General features: G+C 56.7%; 19 protein-coding genes. 9 read left to right on the top strand and 10 right to left on the bottom strand.

From position 1 onward, the window contains the following. Positions 1-9 precede the first annotated feature (9 nt). The 4 genes from rarA to lrp form a co-directional block, all read right to left on the bottom strand. Positions 10-1,353 carry a replication-associated recombination protein RarA gene (gene rarA / locus ADJ24_RS17670; RefSeq protein WP_023310984.1) on the bottom strand — a complete coding sequence of 448 codons (1,344 nt, stop codon included), beginning with the start codon at positions 1,351-1,353 and terminating at the stop codon, positions 10-12. Between the two features lie 9 nt (positions 1,354-1,362). Beyond that, a complete protein-coding gene (lolA, locus tag ADJ24_RS17675; RefSeq protein WP_023310983.1) occupies positions 1,363-1,977 on the bottom strand; it encodes an outer membrane lipoprotein chaperone LolA in 615 nt (204 codons plus the stop codon). Positions 1,978-2,105: 128 nt separating this feature from the next. Then, a complete protein-coding gene (locus ADJ24_RS17680; RefSeq protein WP_023310982.1) occupies positions 2,106-5,816 on the bottom strand; it encodes a DNA translocase FtsK 4TM domain-containing protein in 3,711 nt (1,236 codons plus the stop codon). A gap of 135 nt (positions 5,817-5,951) precedes the next feature. Next, positions 5,952-6,446: a leucine-responsive transcriptional regulator Lrp gene (lrp, locus tag ADJ24_RS17685; protein ID WP_000228469.1), complete on the bottom strand. Its 495-nt coding sequence runs from the start codon at positions 6,444-6,446 to the stop codon at positions 5,952-5,954. Positions 6,447-6,990: 544 nt separating this feature from the next. Here lrp and trxB point away from each other — a divergent pair. The 5 genes from trxB to infA all read left to right on the top strand — a co-directional run bounded on the left by trxB (position 6,991) and on the right by infA (position 12,814). Further along, the gene (gene trxB / locus ADJ24_RS17690) at positions 6,991-7,959 is read left to right on the top strand and encodes a thioredoxin-disulfide reductase (protein ID WP_023616696.1); all 969 of its coding nucleotides are present in this window, start codon (positions 6,991-6,993) and stop codon (positions 7,957-7,959) included. 114 nt (positions 7,960-8,073) lie between these two features. After that, positions 8,074-9,840 carry a heme ABC transporter permease/ATP-binding protein CydD gene (cydD, locus tag ADJ24_RS17695; protein WP_023310980.1) on the top strand — a complete coding sequence of 589 codons (1,767 nt, stop codon included), beginning with the start codon at positions 8,074-8,076 and terminating at the stop codon, positions 9,838-9,840. Beyond that, on the top strand, positions 9,840-11,561 hold the full coding sequence (gene cydC / locus ADJ24_RS17700; RefSeq protein WP_023310979.1) for a heme ABC transporter ATP-binding protein/permease CydC: 1,722 nt from the start codon (positions 9,840-9,842) through the stop codon (positions 11,559-11,561). The genes cydD and cydC overlap by 1 nt, the downstream gene beginning before the upstream one ends. Positions 11,562-11,606: 45 nt before the next feature. Beyond that, entirely contained in the window at positions 11,607-12,311 is a 705-nt protein-coding gene (gene aat, locus ADJ24_RS17705) for a leucyl/phenylalanyl-tRNA--protein transferase (protein ID WP_023310978.1), read from the top strand. Between the two features lie 284 nt (positions 12,312-12,595). Continuing rightward, positions 12,596-12,814: a translation initiation factor IF-1 gene (gene infA / locus ADJ24_RS17710; RefSeq protein ID WP_002211347.1), complete on the top strand. Its 219-nt coding sequence runs from the start codon at positions 12,596-12,598 to the stop codon at positions 12,812-12,814. Positions 12,815-12,918: 104 nt separating this feature from the next. Here infA and ADJ24_RS17715 read toward each other — a convergent pair whose 3' ends face one another. The 3 genes from ADJ24_RS17715 to clpS all read right to left on the bottom strand — a co-directional run bounded on the left by ADJ24_RS17715 (position 12,919) and on the right by clpS (position 16,446). Beyond that, positions 12,919-13,347 carry a hypothetical protein gene (locus ADJ24_RS17715; RefSeq protein ID WP_407044325.1) on the bottom strand — a complete coding sequence of 143 codons (429 nt, stop codon included), beginning with the start codon at positions 13,345-13,347 and terminating at the stop codon, positions 12,919-12,921. A gap of 471 nt (positions 13,348-13,818) precedes the next feature. Further along, on the bottom strand, positions 13,819-16,098 hold the full coding sequence (clpA, locus tag ADJ24_RS17720; protein WP_008499992.1) for an ATP-dependent Clp protease ATP-binding subunit ClpA: 2,280 nt from the start codon (positions 16,096-16,098) through the stop codon (positions 13,819-13,821). A 27-nt stretch (positions 16,099-16,125) separates the two neighbouring features. Beyond that, a complete protein-coding gene (gene clpS, locus ADJ24_RS17725; RefSeq protein WP_006174393.1) occupies positions 16,126-16,446 on the bottom strand; it encodes an ATP-dependent Clp protease adapter ClpS in 321 nt (106 codons plus the stop codon). A 267-nt stretch (positions 16,447-16,713) separates the two neighbouring features. Here clpS and cspD point away from each other — a divergent pair, with 267 nt between their 5' ends. Then, positions 16,714-16,935 carry a cold shock-like protein CspD gene (gene cspD, locus ADJ24_RS17730; RefSeq protein WP_006809408.1) on the top strand — a complete coding sequence of 74 codons (222 nt, stop codon included), beginning with the start codon at positions 16,714-16,716 and terminating at the stop codon, positions 16,933-16,935. A gap of 70 nt (positions 16,936-17,005) precedes the next feature. On the opposite strand, the gene macB is transcribed toward cspD, so the two are convergent. Together macB and macA are read right to left on the bottom strand one after the other, a co-directional pair. After that, on the bottom strand, positions 17,006-18,946 hold the full coding sequence (gene macB, locus ADJ24_RS17735) for a macrolide ABC transporter ATP-binding protein/permease MacB (protein WP_023310976.1): 1,941 nt from the start codon (positions 18,944-18,946) through the stop codon (positions 17,006-17,008). Beyond that, entirely contained in the window at positions 18,943-20,058 is a 1,116-nt protein-coding gene (gene macA, locus ADJ24_RS17740) for a macrolide transporter subunit MacA (protein ID WP_023310975.1), read from the bottom strand. Before macA ends, macB begins: the two co-directional genes overlap by 4 nt. A 159-nt stretch (positions 20,059-20,217) precedes the next feature. Here macA and ADJ24_RS17745 point away from each other — a divergent pair, with 159 nt between their 5' ends. Then, positions 20,218-21,174, top strand: a complete 957-nt coding sequence (locus ADJ24_RS17745; RefSeq protein WP_023310974.1) for a VirK/YbjX family protein — start codon at positions 20,218-20,220, stop codon at positions 21,172-21,174. Here the strand turns inward: ADJ24_RS17745 and ADJ24_RS17750 are convergent. Beyond that, positions 21,171-22,829, bottom strand: a complete 1,659-nt coding sequence (locus ADJ24_RS17750) for an ATP-dependent endonuclease (RefSeq protein ID WP_023310973.1) — start codon at positions 22,827-22,829, stop codon at positions 21,171-21,173. The two genes, ADJ24_RS17745 and ADJ24_RS17750, sit on opposite strands and share 4 nt — an antisense overlap. A 372-nt stretch (positions 22,830-23,201) precedes the next feature. Between ADJ24_RS17750 and aqpZ the strand changes: the two genes are divergently transcribed. After that, the gene (aqpZ, locus tag ADJ24_RS17755; protein ID WP_014883193.1) at positions 23,202-23,897 is read left to right on the top strand and encodes an aquaporin Z; all 696 of its coding nucleotides are present in this window, start codon (positions 23,202-23,204) and stop codon (positions 23,895-23,897) included. A 181-nt stretch (positions 23,898-24,078) separates the two neighbouring features. Then, entirely contained in the window at positions 24,079-24,978 is a 900-nt protein-coding gene (locus ADJ24_RS17760) for a lysine exporter LysO family protein (protein WP_023310972.1), read from the top strand. The last annotated feature ends 34 nt before the right edge of the window (positions 24,979-25,012 follow it).

A 25,012-nucleotide genomic window follows, 5' to 3' on the forward strand; every position in this document is an offset into this window, starting at 1 on the left:
ACGATTGAACTAACGGTAGCGTTTTATAGGGCTATTTTGATCCTGTCCGGCGAGCCAGGTGAGCTTTTCACCAATCTTGCCTTCAAGACCTCTGTTTGTGGGGTGATAATAGCGCGTTTGTGCCATCTCCTGCGGGAAATATTCCTCCCCGGCAGCGTAGGCATTGGGTTCATCATGAGCGTAACGATACTCCTGCCCATATCCCATCTCTTTCATCAGTTTGGTCGGCGCGTTACGCAGGTGAACCGGCACATCGTAGTCCGGACGTTCACGCGCATCGGACATCGCCGCTTTAAACGCGGTATAAACCGCATTACTTTTCGGCGCACAGGCCAGATAGACAATTGCCTGCGCAATGGCTCGTTCGCCTTCCGCGGGCCCAACGCGGGTGAAGCAGTCCCAGGCCGACAGTGCAACCTGCATGGCGCGAGGATCGGCATTGCCGACATCTTCTGACGCAATCGCCAGACAGCGACGGGCGACATATAACGGATCGCCGCCCGCAGTGATAATACGCGCGTACCAGTAAAGCGCCGCATCCGGCGCGCTGCCGCGCACGGACTTATGCAGCGCCGAGATCAGGTCGTAAAAACGGTCGCCTTTGTTATCGAAACGCGCGCTGCGCTCCCCCGCAATTTCGGTGAGCAGTTCCGGTTTCAGCACCCGCTTCCCTGCATCGTCGATTTCGGCCATATCGGCCATCATTTCCAGCGTATTCAGCGCACGACGCGCATCGCCGTTGACCAGCTCGGCAATTGCACGACGCGTGTCGTCAGGCAGAACGATATCCTGTCCGCCGTAGCCGCGCGCTTTGTCGTCCATCGCCTGGGTGAGAACCTTTTCGATATCATCGGTGGTGAGCGATTTGAGCAGGTAAACGCGCGCGCGGGAAAGTAGCGCCGAGTTCAGTTCAAACGACGGGTTTTCGGTGGTCGCACCGATGAAGAAGATCGTGCCGTCTTCAATATGCGGCAGGAAGGCATCCTGCTGGCTCTTGTTGAAGCGGTGGACTTCGTCCACGAAGAGGATGGTACGCCGCCCGGCATTGCGGTTCTGCCGCGCACGCTCGATCGCCTCACGGATCTCTTTCACGCCGGAGGTGACCGCCGAGATACGTTCGACGTCCGCGTTGGCATAGCGGGCGATCACTTCTGCAAGCGTAGTCTTGCCGGTGCCAGGGGGTCCCCAGAGGATCATGGAGTGAAGATGCCCGGCCTCAATGGCGCGCGGCAATGGCTTACCGGCAGCCAGCAGATGCTGTTGGCCGATGTACTGCGCTAAATTTTCTGGCCGCATACGGGCGGCCAGAGGTTGAAACGCGTTATCTGAAAAATCGAGCGACAGATTGCCCACTCACGCCTCTTACTTATTGCGTTGGTCGTCCACCGTTACGCCCTGCGGCGGGGTAAAGGTGAATTTCGATGCATCAACGGCGCCGTTCTGCTGAGACTTGAGCTGGTAGCTGCTGCGCTGATCGTCCTGCTCAACCGCGCCGAACTGATTAATCGTACCGTTGGTGCTTACGTTAATGGTGAACTGCTTCAGGTTGCCGTTGCTGCCTTTCGGCGTCAGGACAAACTCGTCACCCGTCTGTTTAATATTGTACTGCTGCCAGTCGCTGGACTGGTTACGGGCAATCAGCATAAACGGCGTATTGCTGGTGGCATCTTTCAGCCAGGTGGCCGTAGCCTGCTCAACGAACGGGTTGAAGAACCATAAGGTTTTACCGTCAGAGACCAGGATGCTTTCATCCGGCTGGGTCATGTGCCAGTTGAACAGATTCGGGCGTTTTACCCACAAATCTCCCTGACCTTCCTGCACCGCGTTGCCGCTGCCGTCCGTCACTTTTTGCGTGAAGCTGGCGTGGAAGCTGCTTACTTTATCCAGTCGGCTTTTAAGGTCGCTGGCTGCATCAGCCCAGACGCTGCTGGCGACAAAACTGGTGAGTAATGCACAGGCGATGGCGATTTTTTTCATTGTTATTCCTTAAAATACGTCTTCCCGATATGGGGTTTCCGTCTTCTATTCTGGACCTGCCCGAAGGCAGGCGACAGAAGAAAATGCTTAATTTTGGCTGATTTACCCTTCTTTGCAATCGCTGAAGGTTAATCAAACGGCGGCGGTGCCAGCACCTCGCGGTTACCGTTATGCCCCTGCTCGCTCACAATGCCCTGTGCTTCCATCTGCTCGATGATGCGCGCCGCGCGGTTATAGCCGATGCGGAACTGGCGCTGCACGCCTGAGATGGATGCTTTGCGTTTTTCGGTAACGAAGTTAACCGCCTGATCGAATAACGGATCCAGCTCTTCGCCGCCGTCGAAGCCACCGCCGCCGCCTTCGCTTTCCGTGTCGCTGGTAATACCGTCAACGTATTGCGGACGACCGCGCGCTTTCCAGTCCTGCACGACGGCGTGAACTTCCTCATCGCGTACAAACGCACCGTGGACGCGCACCGGAGAGGTGGAGTTCGGGCCTGAATAGAGCATGTCACCCATACCCAGCAGCGACTCTGCGCCGCCCTGGTCAAGAATGGTACGGGAGTCAATTTTACTGGATACGGTAAAGGCGATACGCGTCGGAATGTTCGCTTTGATAAGACCGGTGATAACGTCCACGGAAGGACGCTGGGTCGCCAGCACAAGGTGAATACCGGCCGCACGCGCTTTCTGCGCCAGACGGGCAATCAACTCTTCTACTTTCTTACCGACGGTCATCATAAGGTCAGCGAATTCATCAACCAGCACGACGATATAAGGCAGTTTTTCCAGCACCGGATGCTGAGCATCCATGCTGTCACCCGGCTTCCAGTAAGGATCCGGGATCGGACGCCCCATGCGCACAGCCTGGGCAATTTTCTCGTTATAACCGGCCAGGTTACGCACGCCCAGCGCAGACATCAGCTTGTAGCGGCGTTCCATCTCGTTGACGCTCCAGCGCAGGGCGTTGGCGGCATCTTTCATGTCGGTGACCACTTCGGTCAGCAGATGCGGGATGCCTTCGTAGACCGACAGTTCGAGCATTTTCGGGTCGATCATGATGAAACGCACATCTTCCGGCTGCGCTTTATAGAGCATGCTGAGGATCATGGCGTTCACACCGACTGACTTACCGGAACCGGTGGTACCCGCAACCAGCAGGTGAGGCATTTTGGCGAGATCGGCCACGACCGGATCGCCAGCGATATCTTTACCCAGCACCACGGTCAGCGGGGACGGATTATCGCGGAATTTGGTGTTATCCAGCACTTCACGCAGGTAGACGGTCTGACGTTTCTTGTTCGGCAGCTCAAGCCCAACGTACGGCTTGCCAGGGATAACTTCCACCACACGCACCGCCACGGTCGACAGAGAACGCGCCAGGTCGCGGGACAGGTTGGAAATACGCGCAGCTTTAACGCCGGGCGCCAGGTTCAGTTCAAAACGGGTAATCACAGGACCCGGCGAGTAGTTCACCACGTCCGCCTTGATACGGAAGTCAGCCAGACGTGCTTCCACCAGACGCGCCATCTGCTCAAGCGCGAAGGTATCGACCGGCTCAACTTCTGACGGCGGCGGCGTTAACAGATCCAGAGACGGCAGCGGCGTGCTTGGACGCTGCAGCGGACGGCTGTCACCGTTACGCATCAGCAGCGGGTGAATCAGACTTTCCTGCGGCTGAGGCGCAGGCTGCTGGAACTGCGGTGGCTGTGGCGGCTGCTGCGGCTGCTGAACAGGTTGATGCTGCTGCGCATACGGCTGCTGAACAGGCTGATGCGGCTGCGCGTAGGCCTGTGGTGCTGGCTGCTGGCGCACAGGCTCCGCTTCCGGCATCACGCTCGGGGTAAATAACGGCTCGCTCGGGCCATCATCCACCAGATCCTTCATCGGCGAGAATTCAAAATCAGACAGCGAGAACGGATTTGCGCCAGCCGGTTGCTCACCGGAATAGCGCTGCTGCTGGGTGGCGGCAAACTGGCGCGCCAGTTCTGCTTCAGCCGCGTCCTCTTCGTCTTCCAGCACCGGTTCATCGTGCTGATATTCTTCACCGTAGCGTTGATTCTGCTGCGCGGCGAACTGACGGGCCAGCTCGTCCTGCTGCATTTCATCGGCGTCATCTTCGTACTCAGGCTCGCGCGCTTTCTCTTCGGCCATACGCTGGGAAGGCAGCTTGATGCCATAAGAGGCAAGCTCACGGCGGGTGGGTACACGAACGCGGTTAGGGCGAGGCAGTTGCGGACCAATCCCCTCCTTCACCTGAGGACGTGGTGTGCCCCCTGTTGCCAGGCTAAAGACAGGCGCAGCTACGGCAGCGGCCGCGGTAGCCTGCTCCACGCTTTCCGCTACGGGTGCGACTGCAGGCGTCGGGTCGATCGGTGGAACGGAAACAGAAGGCGCTTTCGTCACCGGCTCCTGCACCGGTTCAGGCACAGGCTGGTACCAGGCCGCCAGCTGCTCGCGTTCACGCGCACGACGCTCTTCAACTTCTTCAAAATAGTACATCGGTGGACGAGAGGGTTTTACCTCTTCCACGATTTCAGCTTCAGGCTGCGGCTCTACATAAGGCTGCACAGGTTCAACCGGCTCAGGCACATACTCCTGATAAGGTTGGGCCACAGGCTGTTCATAGTGCGGGTAATCTTGCGGTTCATACGCAGGCTGCGGCGGCTGATAAGGCTGCTGCCACTGCTCCTGCTGCACAGGAATGTAGCTTTCAGGTTCAGGCGCGATAACCGGCTCCGGCGTGTGAACGCCTGGCGCAGTCTGCCAGTCAACCTGAGGCTGCTGAATAACGGATTCCGGCGGCGAAACCGGCGCGGATGGCATCACGGCGTCGACAGGCGCGGCATACGCCTGCGCAGCAGTCGTCGCGGCTGCGGCGGCCGCAACCGGCTCGGTAACCGAATGACCATTTAACAGCGGATCGTATTCGTCGAAGTCACCCGGAGTGGCCCGGCTGCCGGAGAAGAGCACATCGTCAGGATCGACGGCGACACCTGCAGCGCGATACGCCACCTGCTCGTCTTCATCCATGCGCTTACCGGAGAAGAGCGCCGCATCGGTTTTACGACCCAGCGGGTTGGCAAATTTCTCAGCAACACGCTGACGACGGGCCAGCGCGCCGCGCAGAATACGCGCACGACGAGACTCGCGACGCTGCACAGGCGCGTCATCTTCCTCTTCATCTTCGTATTCGTCTTCATCAACCCACGTATCGTCACGACGGGTACGGTTGCTGGCGAAGGTCAGAATGGTGAGGATAAAACTGCCGATTTTCTCGGCAATGCTCACCCAGGACCAGCCGGTAAACAGCGTCAGCCCGGCCGCCCAGATACACAGCAGCGCCAGCGTGCCGCCGCTGCTGTGCAGCATCGGCTGCAGCGCAGAACTGAGTAAACTGCCGATCACCCCGCCAGAGGCGAAGTACCAGATATCATCCGCATTGATTGCCGCCAGCCCGCACGAGGTGAGGATCAGCGCCAGCGCGCCAATCAGGCGCAGCGACACGGCAAAATAGTCGATGTAATCATCGTTCTGACGATGACGCCACGCAAACCAGCATCCGCCAATGATAATAACGGGAAGGGTGTAGGCCATCACACCGAAAATGAAGAACAGCGTGTCCGCAAGCCAGGCACCGGGGACACCGCCTAAATTATGGATAGGCTCATGCCATGCAGTTTGTGACCAGCTGGGATCTGAGGGGTTGAAACTGAGTAAGGCTGCCATCAGCCAGACGGCAAAAAGGGCAATAACAATCAGCAAAGCCTCGAGGAGACGACGTCCGCTGCTTAGCTTCGATAGTGTGACTTCTTTGTCTTCAGTGTATTCCTGGCTCAAAAAAGGCTCTCCAGGTATCAGGCATATCCTGCCTTTTTGCTAAAACGGACAACAGCGCCGGGACTCCCCGGCACTGTTGCTGTATGGATTAACAGGAGTGTAATCAAACTACGCTGATTTTGCACCTGTTCCGTGTTAGCGCGTCTTAATAACCAGACGATTGCTCTGTTTGACCTCTTCCATCACCACATACGTACGGGTGTCGTTCACGCCTGGCAGACGCAGCAGGGTTTCCCCCAGCAGCTTACGGTAGGCGGACATATCAGGTACACGGGTTTTCAACAGGTAGTCGAAATCACCGGATACCAGATGACACTCTTGAATTTCTTCAAGTTTTTGTACAGCGGCGTTAAATTGCTCAAACACATCCGGCGCACCACGATTCAGAGTAATCTCAACAAATACCAGAAGTGAGGCATCCAGATAATGCGGGTTCAGCAGAGCAGTATAGCCCTGAATGAAACCCTGTCTTTCCAGTCGGCGCACACGCTCAAGGCACGGCGTCGGGGAAAGTCCCACACGTTTTGAAAGCTCGACGTTGGAAATACGCCCATCCTTTTGCAATTCATTAAGAATGTTACGATCGATACGGTCGAGATCTTTGCCAGGGCGCTTCTTGCTATCTACCATTATTATTGTCTCTCTGTATTCCTTCCCTACTCCTGCCTGGACCCTGTGCACATCACTGTTCAGAGCCTGTACCCGTTAGTCATCACATCGCCTGGTTTTGTATTAGACGCGATGCGGATTCGGGTTCTGTTGGTAAGAAGACCGTTGCCCGAAGGCAGTCACCGACATCACGTATGGCGTCTGTCCACGCCATGCGTAGATTTCACTGACCCGGTAAAAATGGCATTTACGTGCATGCCTATGCGGCATACGGTTAACGCGGTTTTTTTTCTTCCTTGAATGTTTTCGCAAAAGCGCAGGGGATTGTCAAAGCAAAACATCGTTTTTTAGTACAACATGCCGGATATTCATTACGGCAGGGTATTAATCCTCATTTTATTGCCTTACAAACGACCGGTTTTCAGGCGAAAGCGTGATGTTATAGCGCGCCACTCATCGTCCGTGGCTATTACACAGATTGATATCAAAATTGCTGCGCTCTTTTTTTACGACAACAAATTCCCTACAATCCAGCCAAATGTCTGCCAACAACAATGGGGATCTCATGGGCACGGCCAAACACAGTAAGCTGCTAATCCTTGGTTCTGGACCTGCGGGATATACCGCAGCGGTCTATGCTGCACGCGCTAACCTGCACCCGGTACTCATCACCGGAATGGAAAAAGGCGGTCAGCTGACCACCACCACCGAAGTGGAAAACTGGCCAGGGGACCCGAACGACCTGACCGGGCCGCTGCTGATGGAACGTATGCACGAGCATGCCGCTAAATTCGAAACTGAAATTCTGTTCGACCACATCAATAAGGTCGATCTGCAGAACCGTCCGTTCCGCCTGACGGGCGACAGCGGCGAATACACCTGTGACGCGCTGATCGTTGCCACCGGCGCCTCTGCCCGTTACCTCGGTCTGCCATCCGAAGAAGCGTTCAAAGGTCGCGGCGTCTCTGCCTGCGCAACCTGTGACGGTTTCTTCTACCGCAATCAGAAAGTCGCGGTCATCGGCGGCGGCAACACCGCAGTAGAAGAAGCGCTCTACCTGGCGAACATTGCCTCTGAAGTGCACCTGATCCACCGTCGCGAAACCTTCCGCGCGGAGAAGATCCTGATCAAACGCCTGATGGATAAAGTGGCCAGTGGCAACATCGTGCTGCATACCAACCGTACCCTGGAAGAGGTGACGGGCGACCAGATGGGCGTTGCCGGTCTGCGTATCCGTGATACCCAGAACACTGACAACGTCGAAACGCTTGAAGTGGCGGGTCTGTTTGTGGCGATCGGTCACAGCCCGAACACCGCGATCTTCGACGGTCAGCTGGAGCTGGAAAATGGCTACATCAAAGTGCAGTCCGGCATTCACGGTAACGCGACCCAGACCAGCATCCCGGGCGTGTTCGCGGCTGGCGACGTGATGGACCATATTTATCGTCAGGCGATTACCTCTGCTGGCACCGGCTGTATGGCCGCGCTGGACGCTGAGCGCTACCTCGATGGACTGGCTGAACAAGGTAAATAATCTTTACAAGTCAGTAACAAACGTAAATAAAGGCGGCGATAAGTCGCCTTTATTGTCTCCCCGTTGTAACATTGCGCTGCCCAATTTCTAATAACGTCACCTGCAAAGTACGCAATGGAAAAAACCCGTCAACAAGAGTTAACACGCTGGCTGAAACAGCAAAGCGTTATTTCCCGCCGCTGGCTTACGATTTCCCGTCTCCTGGGGTTCGTTAGCGGTCTGTTGATTGTTGCCCAGGCATGGCTGCTGGCCCGCATTCTTAATCACATGATCATGGAGAACATCCCGCGCGAAGCGCTGTTGCTGCCTTTTATTGTCCTGATCCTGATTTTTATCCTGCGCGCCTGGGTGGTGTGGCTGCGTGAGCGCGTCGGTTTTCACGCCGGACAGCACATCCGCTACGAGATCCGCCGTCAGGTGCTCGATCGTCTTCAGGAAGCGGGGCCCGCGTGGATCCAGGGTAAACCGGCCGGTAGCTGGGCGACGCTGATCCTTGAGCAGATTGACGATATGCACGACTACTATGCGCGCTATCTGCCGCAAATGGCCCTTGCCGTCTTCGTTCCGCTGCTGATTGTGATCGCCATCTTCCCGGTGAACTGGATGGCTGCGCTGATTCTGATGGGCACCGCCCCGCTGATCCCGCTGTTTATGGCGCTGGTCGGCATGGGGGCAGCGGATGCCAACCGCCGTAACTTCCTGGCACTGGGTCGCCTGAGCGGTCATTTCCTCGATCGTCTGCGCGGCATGGAGACGTTACGCATTTTTGGCCGCGGTGAAGCGGAAACCGAAAATATTCGCCGGGCATCGCAGGACTTTCGTCAGCGCACCATGGAAGTGTTACGCCTTGCCTTCTTATCCTCCGGCGTACTGGAATTCTTTACCTCGCTGTCGATTGCCCTCGTGGCGGTCTACTTTGGCTTCTCCTACCTTGGCGCGCTGGATTTCGGCCATTACGGCACGGCGGTGACCCTTTCTGCCGGTTTCCTGGCGCTGATCCTGGCCCCGGAGTTTTTCCAGCCGCTCCGCGATCTGGGGACCTTCTATCACGCCAAAGCGCAGGCGGTTGGCGCAGCCGATAGCCTGAAAACGTTCCTTGAAACGCCGCTGGCTCACCCGGAGCGGGGTGACGTGACGCTGAATGCTAAAGACCCCGTGACCATTGAAGCGCAGGACTTTTCTATTCTGTCACCGGAAGGCAAAGTGCTCGCGGGTCCGCTGAACTTTACCTTACCTGCCGGACAACGGGTGGTGCTCGTCGGCACCAGCGGTTCCGGTAAAAGTTCTCTGCTGAATGCGCTATCCGGCTTTATGGCCTACACGGGTTCACTGCGGATCAACAAAACCGAACTGCGCAACCTCGATCCAGACGCCTGGCGTAAACAGCTCAGTTGGGTAGGACAAAACCCGCAGCTTCCAGCCTCTACGCTGCGTGAAAACGTTCTGCTGGCGCGCCCGGACGCGCGTGAAGATGAACTGCAATCGGTGCTCGACCGCGCCTGGGTCAGCGAGTTTCTGCCGCTGCTTTCGCAGGGGGTAGATACCGTGGTCGGCGATCAGTCCGCCGGGCTGTCGGTCGGACAGGCGCAGCGCGTAGCCGTTGCCCGCGCGCTGCTTAATCCATGCCAGCTGATGCTGCTGGATGAGCCCGCCGCCAGCCTGGACGCCCACAGCGAACAGCGCGTAATGGAGGCCCTGAACGCCGCCTCCCGGCAGCAAACCACCCTGATGGTCACCCATCAGCTGGAGGGGATTGCCGACTGGGACCAGATCTGGGTCATGGAGAACGGCCGTATTGTTGAGCAAGGCGATTACGCCTCTCTCGTTGCCGCGCAGGGACCGTTTGCCGCCCTGCTGGCGAACCGTCAGGAGGACATCTGATGCGTGCTCTGCTGCCTTATCTTGCGCTCTATAAACGCCACAAATGGATGCTGACGCTGGGGATTGTGCTGGCGATTGTCACACTGCTCGCCAGCATTGGCCTGCTCACGCTTTCCGGCTGGTTCCTGTCGGCCTCGGCCGTCGCGGGCTTCGCCGGTTTATACAGCTTCAACTATATGCTCCCGGCTGCCGGCGTTCGCGGTACCGCCATCACCCGTACAGCCGGACGCTATTTCGAACGGCTGGTCAGCCACGACGCCACTTTCCGCGTGCTGCAGCACCTGCGCATCTACACCTTCAGCAAACTGCTGCCCCTCTCCCCTGCCGGGCTGGCGCGTTTTCGTCAGGGTGAGCTACTTAACCGTGTCGTTGCGGATGTCGACACGCTGGATCACCTTTACCTGCGCGTGATTTCCCCGATCGTTGGCGCGTTTGTGGTGATTGTGGTGGTCACGCTGGGGCTGTCTGTTCTGGATGTTTCCGTTGCGCTGACGCTGGGCGGGATCATGCTGCTGACGCTCATCATACTGCCGCCGCTGTTTTACCGCGCCGGGAAATCTACCGGGGAAAACCTGACGCGCCTGCGCGGGGACTACCGCCAGCAGCTCACCTCCTGGCTTCAGGGGCAGGCAGAGCTGACAATTTTTGGCGCCAGTAAGCGCTACCGTGCGCGGATGGAAAGTACGGAGCTTAACTGGCATGAGGCCCAGCGCCGCCAGTCGGAGCTGACGGCCTTCTCTCAGGCCCTGATGATGTTAATCGGCGGCGTGGCGGTGATTGCCATGCTGTGGCTGGCTTCCGGCGATGTCGGGGGGAATTCACAGCCGGGTCCTCTTATTGCCCTTTTCGTCTTCTGCGCGCTGGCGGCGTTTGAGGCGCTAGCCCCGGTAACGGGCGCCTTCCAGCATCTGGGCCAGGTGATCGCCTCTGCCCTGCGCATCACGCAGATTGCCGAGCAGGAGCCTGAAGTCACGTTCAGTGCCGGGCAGACCGCGGTACCAGAGCAGGTTGCGCTGACGCTTGAAGATGTCACCTTCGCCTATGACAAACAGGCGCAGAACGCGCTGGACGGTATCAACCTTTCTGTTAACGCAGGTCAGCGGATGGCGATCCTCGGCCGTACCGGCTGCGGTAAATCGACGCTGCTGCAGTTGCTGACCCGCGCCTGGGATCCGCAGCGCGGCCATATTCGTTTTAATAACACGTTGCTGACCGATTTCAGCGAGCAGGCCCTGCGCAAGACGGTGAGCGTCGTTCCGCAGCGCGTGCATCTGTTTAGCGCCACCCTGCGCGATAACCTGCTGCTGGCCGCGCCAGAGGCCTCTGATGATGCGCTTCGCGCCGTGCTGGAGCAGGTCGGGCTGCAAAAACTGCTTGAGGACGACGGGCTGAACAGCTGGCTGGGCGAAGGCGGCCGTCAGCTCTCGGGCGGTGAACTGCGCCGTCTGGCTATTGCGCGCGCGCTGCTGCACGATGCGCCGCTGATGCTGCTCGACGAACCCACCGAAGGGCTGGATGCCACAACCGAAAGCCAAATCCTTGATTTACTGGCGAATGTCATGACCGGCAAAACCGTGCTGATGGTCACACACCGCCTGCGCGGACTGGCGAGTTTTGATCGGATAATTGTGATGGACAACGGACACATTATTGAGCAAGGTAGTCACGCAGAGCTGTTGGCGAAACAGGGTCGCTACTACCAGTTTAAACAGCGTCTGTAGACTATATTTGTAGCGTCCTTACTCGCGTACTGGAGTTTTGCTGTCATGCGCCTGGTCCAGCTTTCTCGTCATAACATCGCGTTCCCTTCTCCGGAAGGGGCGCTGCGTGAGCCCAACGGGCTGCTGGCCCTTGGAGGTGACCTCAGCCCCGCTCGGCTATTAATGGCGTACCAGCGCGGTATATTCCCCTGGTTTTCCCCCGGCGATCCGATTTTATGGTGGTCCCCCGATCCGCGTGCCGTGCTGTGGCCAGCGCAGTTTCACGCGAGCCGCAGCATGAAGCGTTTCCATGCGAAATCACCCTACCGCGTCACCCTCAATCACGCCTTTGGTCAGGTCATTGAAGGCTGTGCCGAAGACCGCTATGAAGGGACATGGATAACCCGCGATATCATTACCGCCTACCACCAGCTCCATGAGCTTGGCTACGCCCACTCCATCGAGGTGTGGGAAGGCGGAGCGCTCGTCGGCGGCATGTACGGCGTGGCGCAGGGGACGCTGTTTTGCGGCGAGTCGATGTTCTCTCGTGCGGTTAACGCCTCGAAAACCGCGCTGCTGGTCTTCTGCGAGGCGTTTGCCCAGCGCGGCGGACGCCTGATCGATTGTCAGGTGCTCAACGAGCACACGGCCTCCCTGGGTGCTGTTGAAATCCCGCGACGCCAGTACATCGAACAGCTGGATGCCAGCCGTCAGGAGAAGCTCCCGCGCGACTTCTGGATACCGAGAACGCTCTTTATGCCCAATGCCTAAATGTTTTCCGCATATTTTTTGTGAGGGTGTTATAATTATGCCGCAGAGTAGCTTCTGCCTGTTGCCCCGCCGCCGTTTGGGACCCTCGCTTCAGATAACGTCCTGACGTTTATCCTGTTGTCTCCCCTTTACGAATGCGCTTCCTGTTCGGTTGTACCGTGACGCTTGGGCAATGCGCCGAAACTGTTTTGCTGCGTTTTAATCGCGCAATTCTTTACTTAATTGATGAATTTCGGCATTATCTTGCCGGTTCAAAACTTGGTAGTGATACCCCAGAGGATTAGATGGCCAAAGAAGACAATATTGAAATGCAGGGTACCGTACTTGATACGTTGCCTAATACCATGTTTCGCGTAGAGCTGGAAAACGGTCACGTGGTAACTGCGCACATCTCCGGTAAAATGCGCAAAAACTACATCCGCATTTTGACGGGCGACAAAGTGACTGTTGAACTGACCCCGTACGACCTGAGCAAAGGCCGCATTGTCTTCCGTAGTCGCTAATTGTTTTCGCCTGTAATGGCAGATGAATATTTAAAAGGTCGGGATAATCCCGGCCTTTTTTATTTATGGCTTTAGTGTTGCTGCGTCGGAAGATGTATTGTCATTCACGGTTGTACAGGAGCGATTAAATCCCCCGCCATAGAATGAGCCATGTCATGGAGTAATCCCGTCAGGTGCGGCAACATATCGCGGTCAAAATGCGATACCAGCAGTATGTGGTTTAACGCCCGACAGTAATCACACTGTGCTTCGGTGTCTTCAAGCAGCCACTTTTTTTGTCTCGGTTGTTCCGCTTCGTCCTCAAATTCCACCACCTGAAAATCACGCATTGACTCTGTGAGGCCGGATTTCATTTCTTCCAGATACGCCCCAAGGCAGCGACAGATGGGCTGCGTTTGTGGGAGTGATGTGCAATCGAGGAGGATTTCGGTGAGCAATTTGCAGCGCTCTGCAAGGGTTGGGAGATCGGGGTTGAGGGAGAGTTCGCTGTAGAGTTGGGAGATAGACTGGTTTTCCATATTCATAATTTCCATATTAAGAGCTGAAAACTACCACCAGAAACGCCAACTTCGGGTGGCAGACTGAACCGGTTTGGCGTACCGACCATATGGAAAATCGGCGCTTCAAAAGAAGCCCCGGTTCAGCCCACCATATTTGAAGATACGGATTATACCGCAGCTAAAAAAAGAGTGAACGAAACCAGTGACGTTGCGTTAGCAACATCTTTCCATATGTGTGTAATCAGGACGCCAATCCCGGCACCTGATTTTGCAGGTGCGACGCCATTTTATTACTGTGGTTTTATCCAGCAACTGACTTCGAAGGAAACTGGAAAGCGCCTCGCAAAATTCCTCTGCGGTCTGTTGCCCTCACCCCAACCCTCTCCCACAGGGAGAGGGAGAAAACACTAAAAACGACAACACTGTTGTCATTTTGCTTTTACCTTGGCAGGCATAAAAAAAACCGGGCAAAAGCCCGGTTTTTAACATTAACGTTCAACTCACTCAGTGAGCCGCTTCCGGCTTGTGCTTCGCCGCGCTCTGGAAATCATACGTCAGCTCATTCTTCGCCTGATCCAGCGCCACCGTCACCTGACCACCGTCGACAAGAGAGCCAAACAGCAGCTCGTTCGCCAGCGGTTTCTTCAGGTTGTCCTGAATCACGCGCGCCATCGGACGGGCACCCATCGCTCGGTCGTAGCCTTTCTCGGCCAGCCAGTTGCGGGCCTCCTGGCTCACTTCCAGCGACACGCCTTTCTGATCCAGCTGAACCTGCAGTTCGACGATGAACTTATCCACTACCTGATGGATCACCTCGGTAGACAAGTGATCGAACCAGATAATGTTGTCCAGACGGTTACGGAATTCCGGCGTAAAGATCTTCTTGATCTCCTCCATCGCATCGGTGCTGTTGTCCTGGTGGATCAGGCCGATGGATTTACGCTCGGTTTCACGCACGCCGGCGTTGGTGGTCATCACCAGCACCACGTTGCGGAAGTCCGCCTTGCGCCCGTTGTTGTCGGTCAGCGTCCCGTTGTCCATCACCTGCAGCAGGATGTTGAACACGTCCGGGTGCGCTTTCTCGATTTCATCGAGCAGCAGTACCGCGTGCGGATGCTTGATCACCGCGTCAGTGAGCAGGCCGCCCTGGTCAAAGCCCACGTAGCCCGGAGGCGCACCAATCAAACGGCTGACGGTGTGACGCTCCATATACTCGGACATATCAAAGCGAAGCAGCTCAATGCCCAGCGCTTTGGAGAGCTGAACCGTCACCTCGGTTTTGCCCACGCCGGTTGGGCCAGCGAACAGGAAGGAACCGACAGGCTTGTGGTCATGCCCCAGCCCGGCGCGGGCCATCTTGATCGCTTCGGTTAAGGCCTCAATGGCTTTATCCTGACCAAAGACCAGCATTTTCAGGCGATTGCCGAGGGTGCGCAGCGTGTCGCGGTCGCTCTGAGAAACGCTCTTCTCAGGGATACGCGCGATGCGGGCCACCACGGACTCGATATCCGCCACGTTAACGGTTTTCTTACGCTTGCTGGCCGGCATCAGGCGCGCACGCGCCCCCGCCTCATCAATCACGTCAATCGCCTTGTCCGGCAGATGACGGTCGTTGATGTATTTCACCGCCAGCTCCACCGCCGCACGGACCGCTTTCGCGGTGTAACGCACGTCGTGGTGCGCTTCGTACTTCGGCTTCAGGCCGTTGATGATCTGCACCGTTTCCTCGACGGATGGTTCGGTCACGTCGATTTTCTGGAAGCGGCGCGCCAGCGCACGGTCTTTCTCAAAGATGTTGCTGAACTCCTGGTAGGTCGTGGAGCCAATCACGCGGATCTTGCCGCTGGAGAGCAGCGGTTTGATCAGGTTCGCGGCATCCACCTGGCCACCGGAGGCCGCACCTGCGCCGATGATGGTGTGGATCTCATCGATAAACAGGATGCTGTTGGTGTCCTGCTCCAGCTGTTTTAACAGCGCCTTGAAGCGTTTTTCAAAATCACCGCGGTATTTAGTGCCCGCCAGCAGCGAGCCGATATCCAGCGAGTAGATGGTGCAGTCGGCAATCACTTCCGGCACGTCACCCTGGACAATGCGCCAGGCAAGCCCTTCGGCAATCGCGGTTTTACCCACGCCTGACTCACCCACCAGCAGCGGGTTGTTCTTGCGGCGACGGCACAGCACCTGGATCGCGCGCTCCAGCTCTTTATCGCGACCAATCAGCGGGTCGATACCGCCAACGCGAGCAAGCTGGTTAAGGTTGGTGGTGAAGTTTTCCATACGATCCTCCCCGCCTGCTTGCTCTTCATTGTTATTGACCTGATTGCTGGAATCCGATGCCTGGTTAGGCTCGTCTTTGCGCGTTCCGTGAGAAATAAAGTTAACCACGTCGAGGCGGCTGACTTCGTGTTTGCGCAGCAGGTAGGCAGCCTGTGACTCCTGCTCGCTGAAGATGGCGACTAAGACGTTTGCGCCAGTCACTTCGCTACGCCCGGAAGACTGGACGTGGAATACCGCGCGCTGCAGCACGCGCTGGAAGCTGAGCGTCGGCTGCGTGTCGCGCTCTTCTTCACTGGCTGGCAGCACCGGTGTGGTTTGTTCGATGAAGGCTTCGAGTTCCTGACGTAGCGCCACCAGATCCACGGAGCAGGCTTCCAGCGCTTCGCGGGCAGATGGGTTGCTAAGCAGTGCGAGCAGTAAATGCTCGACGGTCATAAACTCATGTCGGTGCTCACGCGCTCTGGCGAAAGCCATATTTAAACTGAGTTCCAGTTCTTGATTGAGCATAGGCACCTCCCCCAATTTTATGCCTTATCAGGCCTTTTCCAGCGTACACAGCAACGGATGCTCGTTCTCCCTCGCATAGTCGTTCACCATCGCCACTTTGGTTTCCGCCACTTCGGCTGTGAAGATGCCGCAGATAGCTTTGCCACGATAATGAACGGTAAGCATCAGTTGCGTTGCACGTTCTACATCATAAGAAAAGAACTTTTGTAGCACGTCAATAACAAATTCCATCGGCGTGTAATCATCGTTCATTAACATAACTTTATACATAGATGGCGGTTTTAGCGCGTCGCGCACTTTGTCTTCCGCCAGCTGGTCGAAATCCAGCCAATCGTTGGTCTTACCCATTATGCATAACCACTTTGAATCTACCTCAGATGTTAGATAACAATCATCTATTACTGTCATCCGCGATGTCTGTCACAAACTGTTGCAATAGCGTTAACTGCTTCAAACTTTGGTTGATTATTGTCCCATCTCCAGCGCCAAACGCTTGACGACTTCTTTCGTTTCTCTAAATTGTACAAGCGTGAGATGGCGAGGTTTTGAACAGCCCCCACTCCACCACCGGTTCATTCCATCTTAACTTATAAGATTTACGAAGGATGTCGAAGCATGGAAATGGGTACTGTTAAGTGGTTCAACAACGCCAAAGGGTTTGGCTTCATCTGCCCCGAAGGCGGCGGCGAGGATATCTTCGCTCACTATTCCACCATTCAGATGGATGGTTACAGAACGCTCAAAGCCGGGCAGTCCGTCCGGTTCGATGTACATCAGGGACCAAAAGGCAATCATGCAAGCCTAATCGTACCCGTTGAAGCAGAGACGGTTGCATAGCTCTCTGTTTTATTGTGTACATCCCGCAGTCAAAATGCCAGCCCGATCGGCTGGCATTTTTATTTTCGGGTTATTCCCGAGCCAGCGCGTCCACCGGATCCAGCCGCGCCGCGTTGCGGGCAGGCAACCAGCCAAACAAAATGCCGGTAAAGGTCGAACACAAAAACGCGGTGATAATGGCAACCGGCGAGAAGCCAATCTCCCAGCCGGGTAAAAAGAGCTGGAGCGCAAACGCGATCATCATCGAGAGCGCAATGCCCATCGCCCCGCCGACCAGACACACCAGAACCGCCTCTATCAAAAACTGCTGCAGCACATCGCTGGCCCGGGCGCCGACCGCCATGCGAATACCGATCTCTCGCGTGCGCTCGGTGACCGACACCAGCATGATATTCATCACCCCGATGCCGCCGACGACCAGCGAGATCACCGCCACCAGCGTGAGAAACAGCTGAAGAGTACGTGTGGTCTTTTCCGCCGTTTTCAAGAGGCCGTCCATATTCCAGGTGAAGAAATCTTTCTTCCCGTGGCGCAGGGTTAACAGCCGTTCAAGCTGCTGTTCGGCCAGCGCGCTGTCGTAGCCCTCCTTCACGCGCACGGTGATGGAGTTGAGCCAGGACTGTCCCATAATCCGCCCGGAGATGGTGGTGTAGGGCAGCCAGACGCGCAGGATCTTGCTGCTGCCAAACATCGACTGCTTCTCTTCCGCCACGCCAATGACCGTGGCGGGCATGTTGCCGACCAGGATCACTTCGCCCACCACGCTGGCTTTATTGGGGAAGAGCTGCCTGCGCGAGTTCGCGTCCAGCACCACCACCTGCGCCCTGCCCGCCAGCTGCTCGGCGTTGAAGGTAGCGCCTTCGCTGAAGGTCATGCCGTAGACGTTGAAATAGTCCCCGCTCACGCCGTTCGCGCTGGCGGCCACGTCAACATTCCCCACGCGCAGACGCAGGTTCTGCGACACCGCAGGCGTGGCGGAGTTCACCCACGGCTGCTTCTGAATTGCCGCCAGATCGTCATACTTCAGCGCCTGCTGATACTGCGGCTCGTCGTCACCAAAATCTTTGCCCGGATAGACGTCAATGGTATTAGTGCCGATGGCGCGGATATCGGCCAGCACCAGCTGCTTGGCCGCGTCGCCCACCACCACGATCGATACCACCGAGGCGATACCAATAATGATGCCGAGTATCGTCAGCAGGGTACGCATTTTGTTAGCCGCCATCGCCAGCCAGGCCATGGTCAGCGCTTCGCGAAAGCCGCTGGAGAACTGTCCCCAGCCGGTTGATGCCGGTAGCGCTTCTTTCGGCGCCGCAGCCCTGGACTCACGCGGCGGTGGATTGCTGACCAGTTCGCCGTCGTGGATCTCAATAATGCGTTCTGCCTGCGCCGCCACCTGCGGATCGTGGGTAACGATAATCACCGTGTGCCCCCGATCGCGAAGCTGATGGAGGATCGCCATCACCTCTTCACCGGAATGGCTGTCGAGCGCGCCGGTCGGTTCATCCGCGAGGATCACCTGCCCGCCGTTCATCAGTGCGCGGGCAATACTCACGCGCTGCTGCTGGCCGCCTGACAGCTGCGACGGCTGGTACTCCACCCGCTCCGCCAGCCCCAGACGCGTCAGCAGCATCTGCGCGCGCTCAAGGCGCTTTTTCCGTTCGACACCCGCATACACCGCGGGCACTTCCACGTTCTGGGCCGCGTTAAGGTGAGAAAGCAGATGGTAACGCTGGAAGATAAAGCCGAAGTGTTCCCGGCGCAGCTTCGCCAGCGCGTCGCCGTCCAGCGTGGAGACATCCGTCCCGGCCACGCGATAGGTCCCGCTGGTCGGTTTATCCAGGCAGCCGAGAATGTTCATCAGCGTCGATTTACCGGAACCCGACGCGCCGACAATCGCCACCATCTCGCCCGCCTCCACGCGCAGGGAGATGCCCTTCAGCACCTCCACCGGGCCGTCGCCTGACGGATAGCTGCGACGAATGTTATTTAGCTCAAGCAGCGCCGTCATTTAGCGGCTCCGGGCAGGCTTTCGCTGACAACAACCTCCTCGCCCTCTTCCAGTCCTTTCACCACCACCACGTCGGTGTCGTTGCGCGCGCCGATCACGACCTCGCGCTCGCGCGTTTCGCCGTTGCGCAGCACTTTCACTTTATAACGACTATCACCGGCGGACTCGCCGAGCGCAGAGAGCGGAATGGTCAGCACGTTCTTCACGCCGGTCAGCTGGATATGCACCTGTGCGGTCATGTCCAGACGCAGCACGCCCTGCGGGTTTGGCACCTCAAAGCGGGCATAGTAGAAGATAGCGTCGTTAACTTTTTCCGGCGTCGGCAGAATGTCTTTAAGCACGCCTTCGTAGCGCGTCTGCGGGTCGCCAAGCACCGTAAACCAGGCGTTCTGCCCCGGCTTAAGATGGATCACATCCGCCTCTGAGACCTGGGCTTTGACCAGCATGGTGCTCATGTCCGCCAGGGTCAGAATGTTCGGCGCCTGCTGCGCGGCAATCACCGTCTGGCCCTGCAGCGTGGTGATCTGGGTAACTTCACCCGCCATTGGCGCGACGATTTTGGTGTAGTCGAGGTTGGTTTTTGCCGTATCCAGCGAGGCCTGATTGCGTTTGATCTGCGCGTCAATCGTGCCAATTTGCGCCTGTTTCACCGCCAGTTCAGTGGTGGCAGTATCTAAATCCTGTTTCGAAATAGCCTGGGTTTTGGCCAGCGCCTGCTGACGGGTCAACGTTACCTGAGCCAGGTTACGTTCTGCCAGCGCCTGGGCACGCTGCGCGCGCAGCTCCATCAGCGTGGCTTCCACCTCGCGGATCTGGTTCTCAGCCTGCTCAGGATCGATAACGCCGAGCAGCTGGCCTTTTTTCACCTTGTCGCCAATCTCAACCGACAGCGTTTTCAGCTGGCCGCTGACCTGCGCCCCGACGTCAACCTTGCGCAAAGCGTCAAGCTTGCCCGTCGCGAGGACGTTTTGCTGCAGTTCGCCCGGGCGAACAATCAGCGTCTGATACTGCGGCGCCGGCGCATTCAGCACCTGCCATAGCCAGTACCCACCGGCTAAAACCACGACCGCCAGCAGCAGAAACAGCGTTCTGCGTTTTCCCTTGAGGTTCATAAATATTCCAAATAAATGTTCTGGCAATGATAAGCGTTGATTCTAACTAAACGACTCTTCAACGAAAGCCCTGTTCTCCGAAATCGTCCTAATTTGTTTACGAGATGTTGACATTTCTCCTGCTGAAATAGCGATATTCCAAAAGGATCAGGATCTACCATGTCTTCTATCGTCGATACATCACTTTCAAACCTGCCGCAGCCAAAATCCGGCTGGCAGCTCTTCAAAAACCTGGCTTTCGGTGAGATCGCACCCGGGCTGGCATGGGAAAAGCCCGCCTATCGACGCAAGTTCATGCTGCGCTCACTGGCGACACCGCTCATCACCGCTCGACTGCTGTCTGATCTTGCGAAACATCCGTACCTGATGCAAATGCTCCAGGTTCAGCCTGGGCTACCCTGCCGCCTTCATCGTCCGTGGTTAACGGTCAATATGGATCGACAGCGTGTGCTGGAATCGCTGTCCTGGCACTATCAGATGATGTGCCGCCAGCTGCCGGCGACGCTGACAAAGGGTTACCTTTCAAAGCAGGGCGTGACTCTGCTGACCTTAACCGGAAAAGATGAACAGCAATTTACCGTCCGCCTGTGTGCCGACGCGTTTATGGATAAAGAGGGAGAAGCTACCCTCGTTTTCTGTGACAGTCAAAATACGGCGCTGGCGGAGATGACCTTTACGCTATGCCAGTTTGAGGGAAAATCGACGCTGTTCATTGGCGGCTTGCAGGGCGCAAAAGCGCATGTTCCCCATGAGCTGATCCAGGGAGCGACGAAAGCCTGCCACGGCCTGTTCCCGAAACGTCTGCTGGTCGAGGCCGCCATGACGCTCGGCGCCGCGTTCCCGGTAGAGCAGATTGTCGCCGTCAGTAACGATACCCATATTTATCGCAGCTGGCGCTACCGCAAGAAAAAAGAGGGCAAACTGTTGGCCGATTACGACAGTTTCTGGCTCTCCATCGGCGGTGAAAAGCAGGATAACGGTAATTTTATGCTGCCACTCGTCATGCCGCGTAAACCGATGGAAGAGATCGCCAGCAAAAAACGCTCCGAATATCGCCGCCGCTACGCGCTGCTGGATAGCCTGATTCAGCAGATGAAACAGGCGACCCAACGCTAATCCGCTTTCCCGCGTGCCAGCCACAGCACGCGGGAGAACATCTTCCGTAACAGGGTCGGTACCGCCTCCACGCCCCGCCTGCCCGCTTCCGTCGCCACTTCAATGGCTAAATCCGGTTTTGACGAACGGTGAATGGCTTTGGCGATCACCCGCCGCATGTTCATCGGGACATCGACCGGCACCATGGCAATGCGGTGGAAGACGTCGTCGAACCCCTGACGATACATAAAGTGTTCCATGTCCATCGCGGGGAGCATGGTTAAATGGTCGCGCTCTTCCTCGCGCTCGTTATTCAGCAGGCTCCGCACGGTCGAGGCATATTTTTTACCCGCCTCATCACCGTCTACCAGAACGTGCCACTCGATTCCCATCCGGCGGGCGAATTTTATCAGCGGCTTTAATCCCGACTGGGCGAATTCGATGACCTTAATGCCTTCCGCATCAAAGTGGTGGCCGCACTGGCGCGCCAGCTCGTTGATGACCCAGGTTTCCGTTTCCCCCTCCACCAGCAGCCAGCAGCGGGCAAAGAGCGACGACGCCCGGTTAAAGCGAATATGAAACGCGATGCGCCGCCCGTCTTCCGCATTCAAACCGCCCGGCCCAAGCCGGAAAGCGGAGACGCGGGAGGATTCACGCACCAGGCGACAGACGTGTTCAACCGGCGTCAGCGATAATAACTCTCCGGAATTGGTGGTCGTAATGCGCTGGAGCGGCAGCAGGTTCAGCAGATGCCATGCCACGGAGAGCATGATGGGATGCAGGCGCGTTTCCGGGTCTTCCACCAGCAGCAGAGGCCGGGCGTCCCGGTCAAGACGAACGGTGCCTTTGGCCTGCAGAAGCGTTGAAAACAGACCCAGCAAAATCACCCGATGGGTACGGCCGCCGGGCCGGTCGATCATCCGGTTAATGATGTCGAGATAACGCCAGCTTCGCTGCTCATCATGAGAGCGGCGGCGCATCAGGCGGTGGCGCGACTCCGAGGTTCCCTGCTCGGAAAAATAGTGCTCCAGGAGCTGTACCATCGCGGACAGCCCCTGACGGATTTGTCCGTCGGTCAGATTCTGCGGGCGCGACACCAGCTCTCTGGCCAGAAAATCCAGCTCGCGGGCGGTGACTTCCACTTCCGGCGTATTGGGTACGGTTCCGTTACGAATACGCCGCATAAAGCGCGCATCGCGCAGGCGTAACACCGGCGTCAGGCGGATCAGGTGACGGGCCAGATCGTCGATATTGTCCAGCGGGATCGGGTTGGCTTTCTCATCGAGAAAATCACGCAGGGTGAGTACCCCTTCGTTCTCCGCCATCTCGCCTTCCAGCCGATAGAAAATCCGGTGGAAACCGTCATCGCACGGCACCCAGCAGGGTGACAGCGGGCGGAAGCGACGCACGCGGTGACGTCCGGGCTCGGATTCGCGGAACGTCAGGATGATATGCAGGTGCTTCTCGCGTCCCGTTACGTCGCCGGGCGGAAACCAGAAATCGTCGCGAACGAAGTGATACAGATCGTCTTCGGGCGAAAGCAGTAGCGTCAATGCATCCAGCAGGCTGGACTTACCCCACGCGTTCTCGCCGATCAGGACGTTGTTCTGCTCCAGCTGCAGCGACAGGCGGTTAATACCGCGAAACCCGACAATTTCCACACGTTCGAGAAGCATAAATCCCCCGCGATATGATCACTTTTTCCTTCAAGTAATCAGCAGTATAGCGGGATGCAGACGGGCTTGACACTGCAAACCGACTCCATAACCTGGCGGAAGCACGAAAAATTCAGAATTTATCCATCAGGTTTCATTTGAAATAACCCACATCTCACAAGATACTACCGCCCGCAAATTGGTCTATGCTCTATTTACCGCTGATTTGAACAAGGATTGACATCACATTGCCTTAAATCAAATTAATCGAATTTATTTAAGTGGCGAAGGGGTGTTGTTGGTTTTTAAAATACGGGCTCTTTGAGTCGTCATCCCTTTATGGCGATATATCCCGTGCGCGGGAAAGCGTGCGGAAAATTATTTGAGGTGGTTATGTTTAGAAAATTGGCAGCAGAATGCTTTGGTACATTCTGGCTGGTATTTGGTGGCTGCGGTAGCGCCGTTCTGGCAGCAGCATTCCCGGAATTAGGTATCGGTTTTGTCGGCGTCGCGCTGGCGTTTGGTTTAACCGTATTAACCATGGCATTTGCCGTGGGACATATTTCCGGCGGTCATTTTAACCCGGCAGTGACGTTAGGTTTATGGGCGGGCGGCCGTTTCCCGGCGAAAGACGTAATTGGCTACATTGTGGCGCAGGTAGTTGGCGGTATTATTGCGGCGGGCGTTCTGTACGTGATTGCCAGCGGTAAAGCCGGCTTCGACGCGGCGGCCAGCGGCTTTGCCTCTAACGGCTTCGGCGAACACTCTCCGGGCGGTTACTCCATGCTGTCTGCCATCGTGATTGAAATCGTGCTGACCGCCGGCTTCCTGCTGGTGATCCACGGCGCAACGGACAAACACGCGCCAGCCGGTTTTGCCCCGATTGCCATTGGTCTGGCGCTGACGCTTATCCACCTGATTTCTATTCCGGTCACAAACACCTCCGTTAACCCGGCACGCAGCACCGCCGTCGCCATCTTCCAGGGCGGCTGGGCGCTTGAGCAGCTGTGGCTGTTCTGGGTGATGCCAATTATCGGCGGTATCCTGGGGGGCGTGCTGTATCGCACCCTGCTGGAAAAACGCGATTAATCTTTCCCTCCCTCTCCCCGTGGGAGAGGGCCGCGGTGAGGGCCACAGGCCGAACACCCCACATAGACACAAGCCGGGTAAGGCGTAGCCGCCACCCGGCTTTCTTTTGCCGCTTTACTGAACAGCCTTTATTGGGTAGTGTCACTGGCGCTTAACCGATACTCAAAAGGACCGGCTGTTCATGTTTTCAGGACTCCTCATCATTTTGCTGCCCTTGATCGTGGGCTATCTTATTCCGCTGCATCGTGAATCCGCATTAAGGCTCATTAATCGATTCCTGAGCTGGATTGTCTACGTTATTCTTTTCTTTATGGGGATTAGCCTGGCATTTCTGGACAACCTGTCGGCGAATTTACTCTCCATTCTCCATTATTCTGTCGTCACCGTGGTGGTTATTTTGCTGTGCAATATTGCCGCGCTGCTGTGGCTGGAACGCACTATTCCATGGAAAAATCACCATCATCAGGAAAAGCTCCCTTCTCGAATTGCAATGGCGCTTGAATCATTAAAATTATGCGGCGTCGTGGTGATCGGTTTTCTTCTTGGGCTGACAGGTTGGGCATTTTTACAGCACGCGACAGAGGCCAGTGAATATACGCTGATCTTCCTGCTGTTCCTGATTGGTATTCAGCTGCGAAATAATGGCATGACGCTGAAACAAATTGTCCTCAACCGTCGGGGGATGATGGTTGCGGTGATTGTTGTCGCCAGTTCAATGGTGGCGGGCGTCATCAACGCCTTTATTCTCGATCTGCCGCTGAAAACCGGCCTGGCGATGGCATCCGGTTTTGGCTGGTATTCACTCTCCGGTATTCTGCTGACCGAATCATTCGGCCCGGTGATCGGCAGCGCCGCCTTCTTTAACGATCTGGCGCGTGAGCTGATTGCCATCATGCTGATCCCGAGCCTGGTTCGCCGCAGTCGTTCTACCGCGCTGGGCCTGTGCGGCGCAACGTCGATGGACTTTACCCTGCCGGTACTACAACGCTCAGGAGGGCTGGAGATGGTTCCCGCGGCTATCGTGCACGGCTTTATTTTAAGCCTGCTGGTTCCGGTCCTGATGGCCTTCTTCTCTGCCTGATACTTCTTTGGCGGTAGGTTTCCTGCCGCCAAAA

The sequence above is a fragment of the Enterobacter sp. 940_PEND genome, from assembly GCF_001059415.1.
In the GTDB taxonomy this organism is placed as follows: domain Bacteria; phylum Pseudomonadota; class Gammaproteobacteria; order Enterobacterales; family Enterobacteriaceae; genus Enterobacter; species Enterobacter cloacae_M.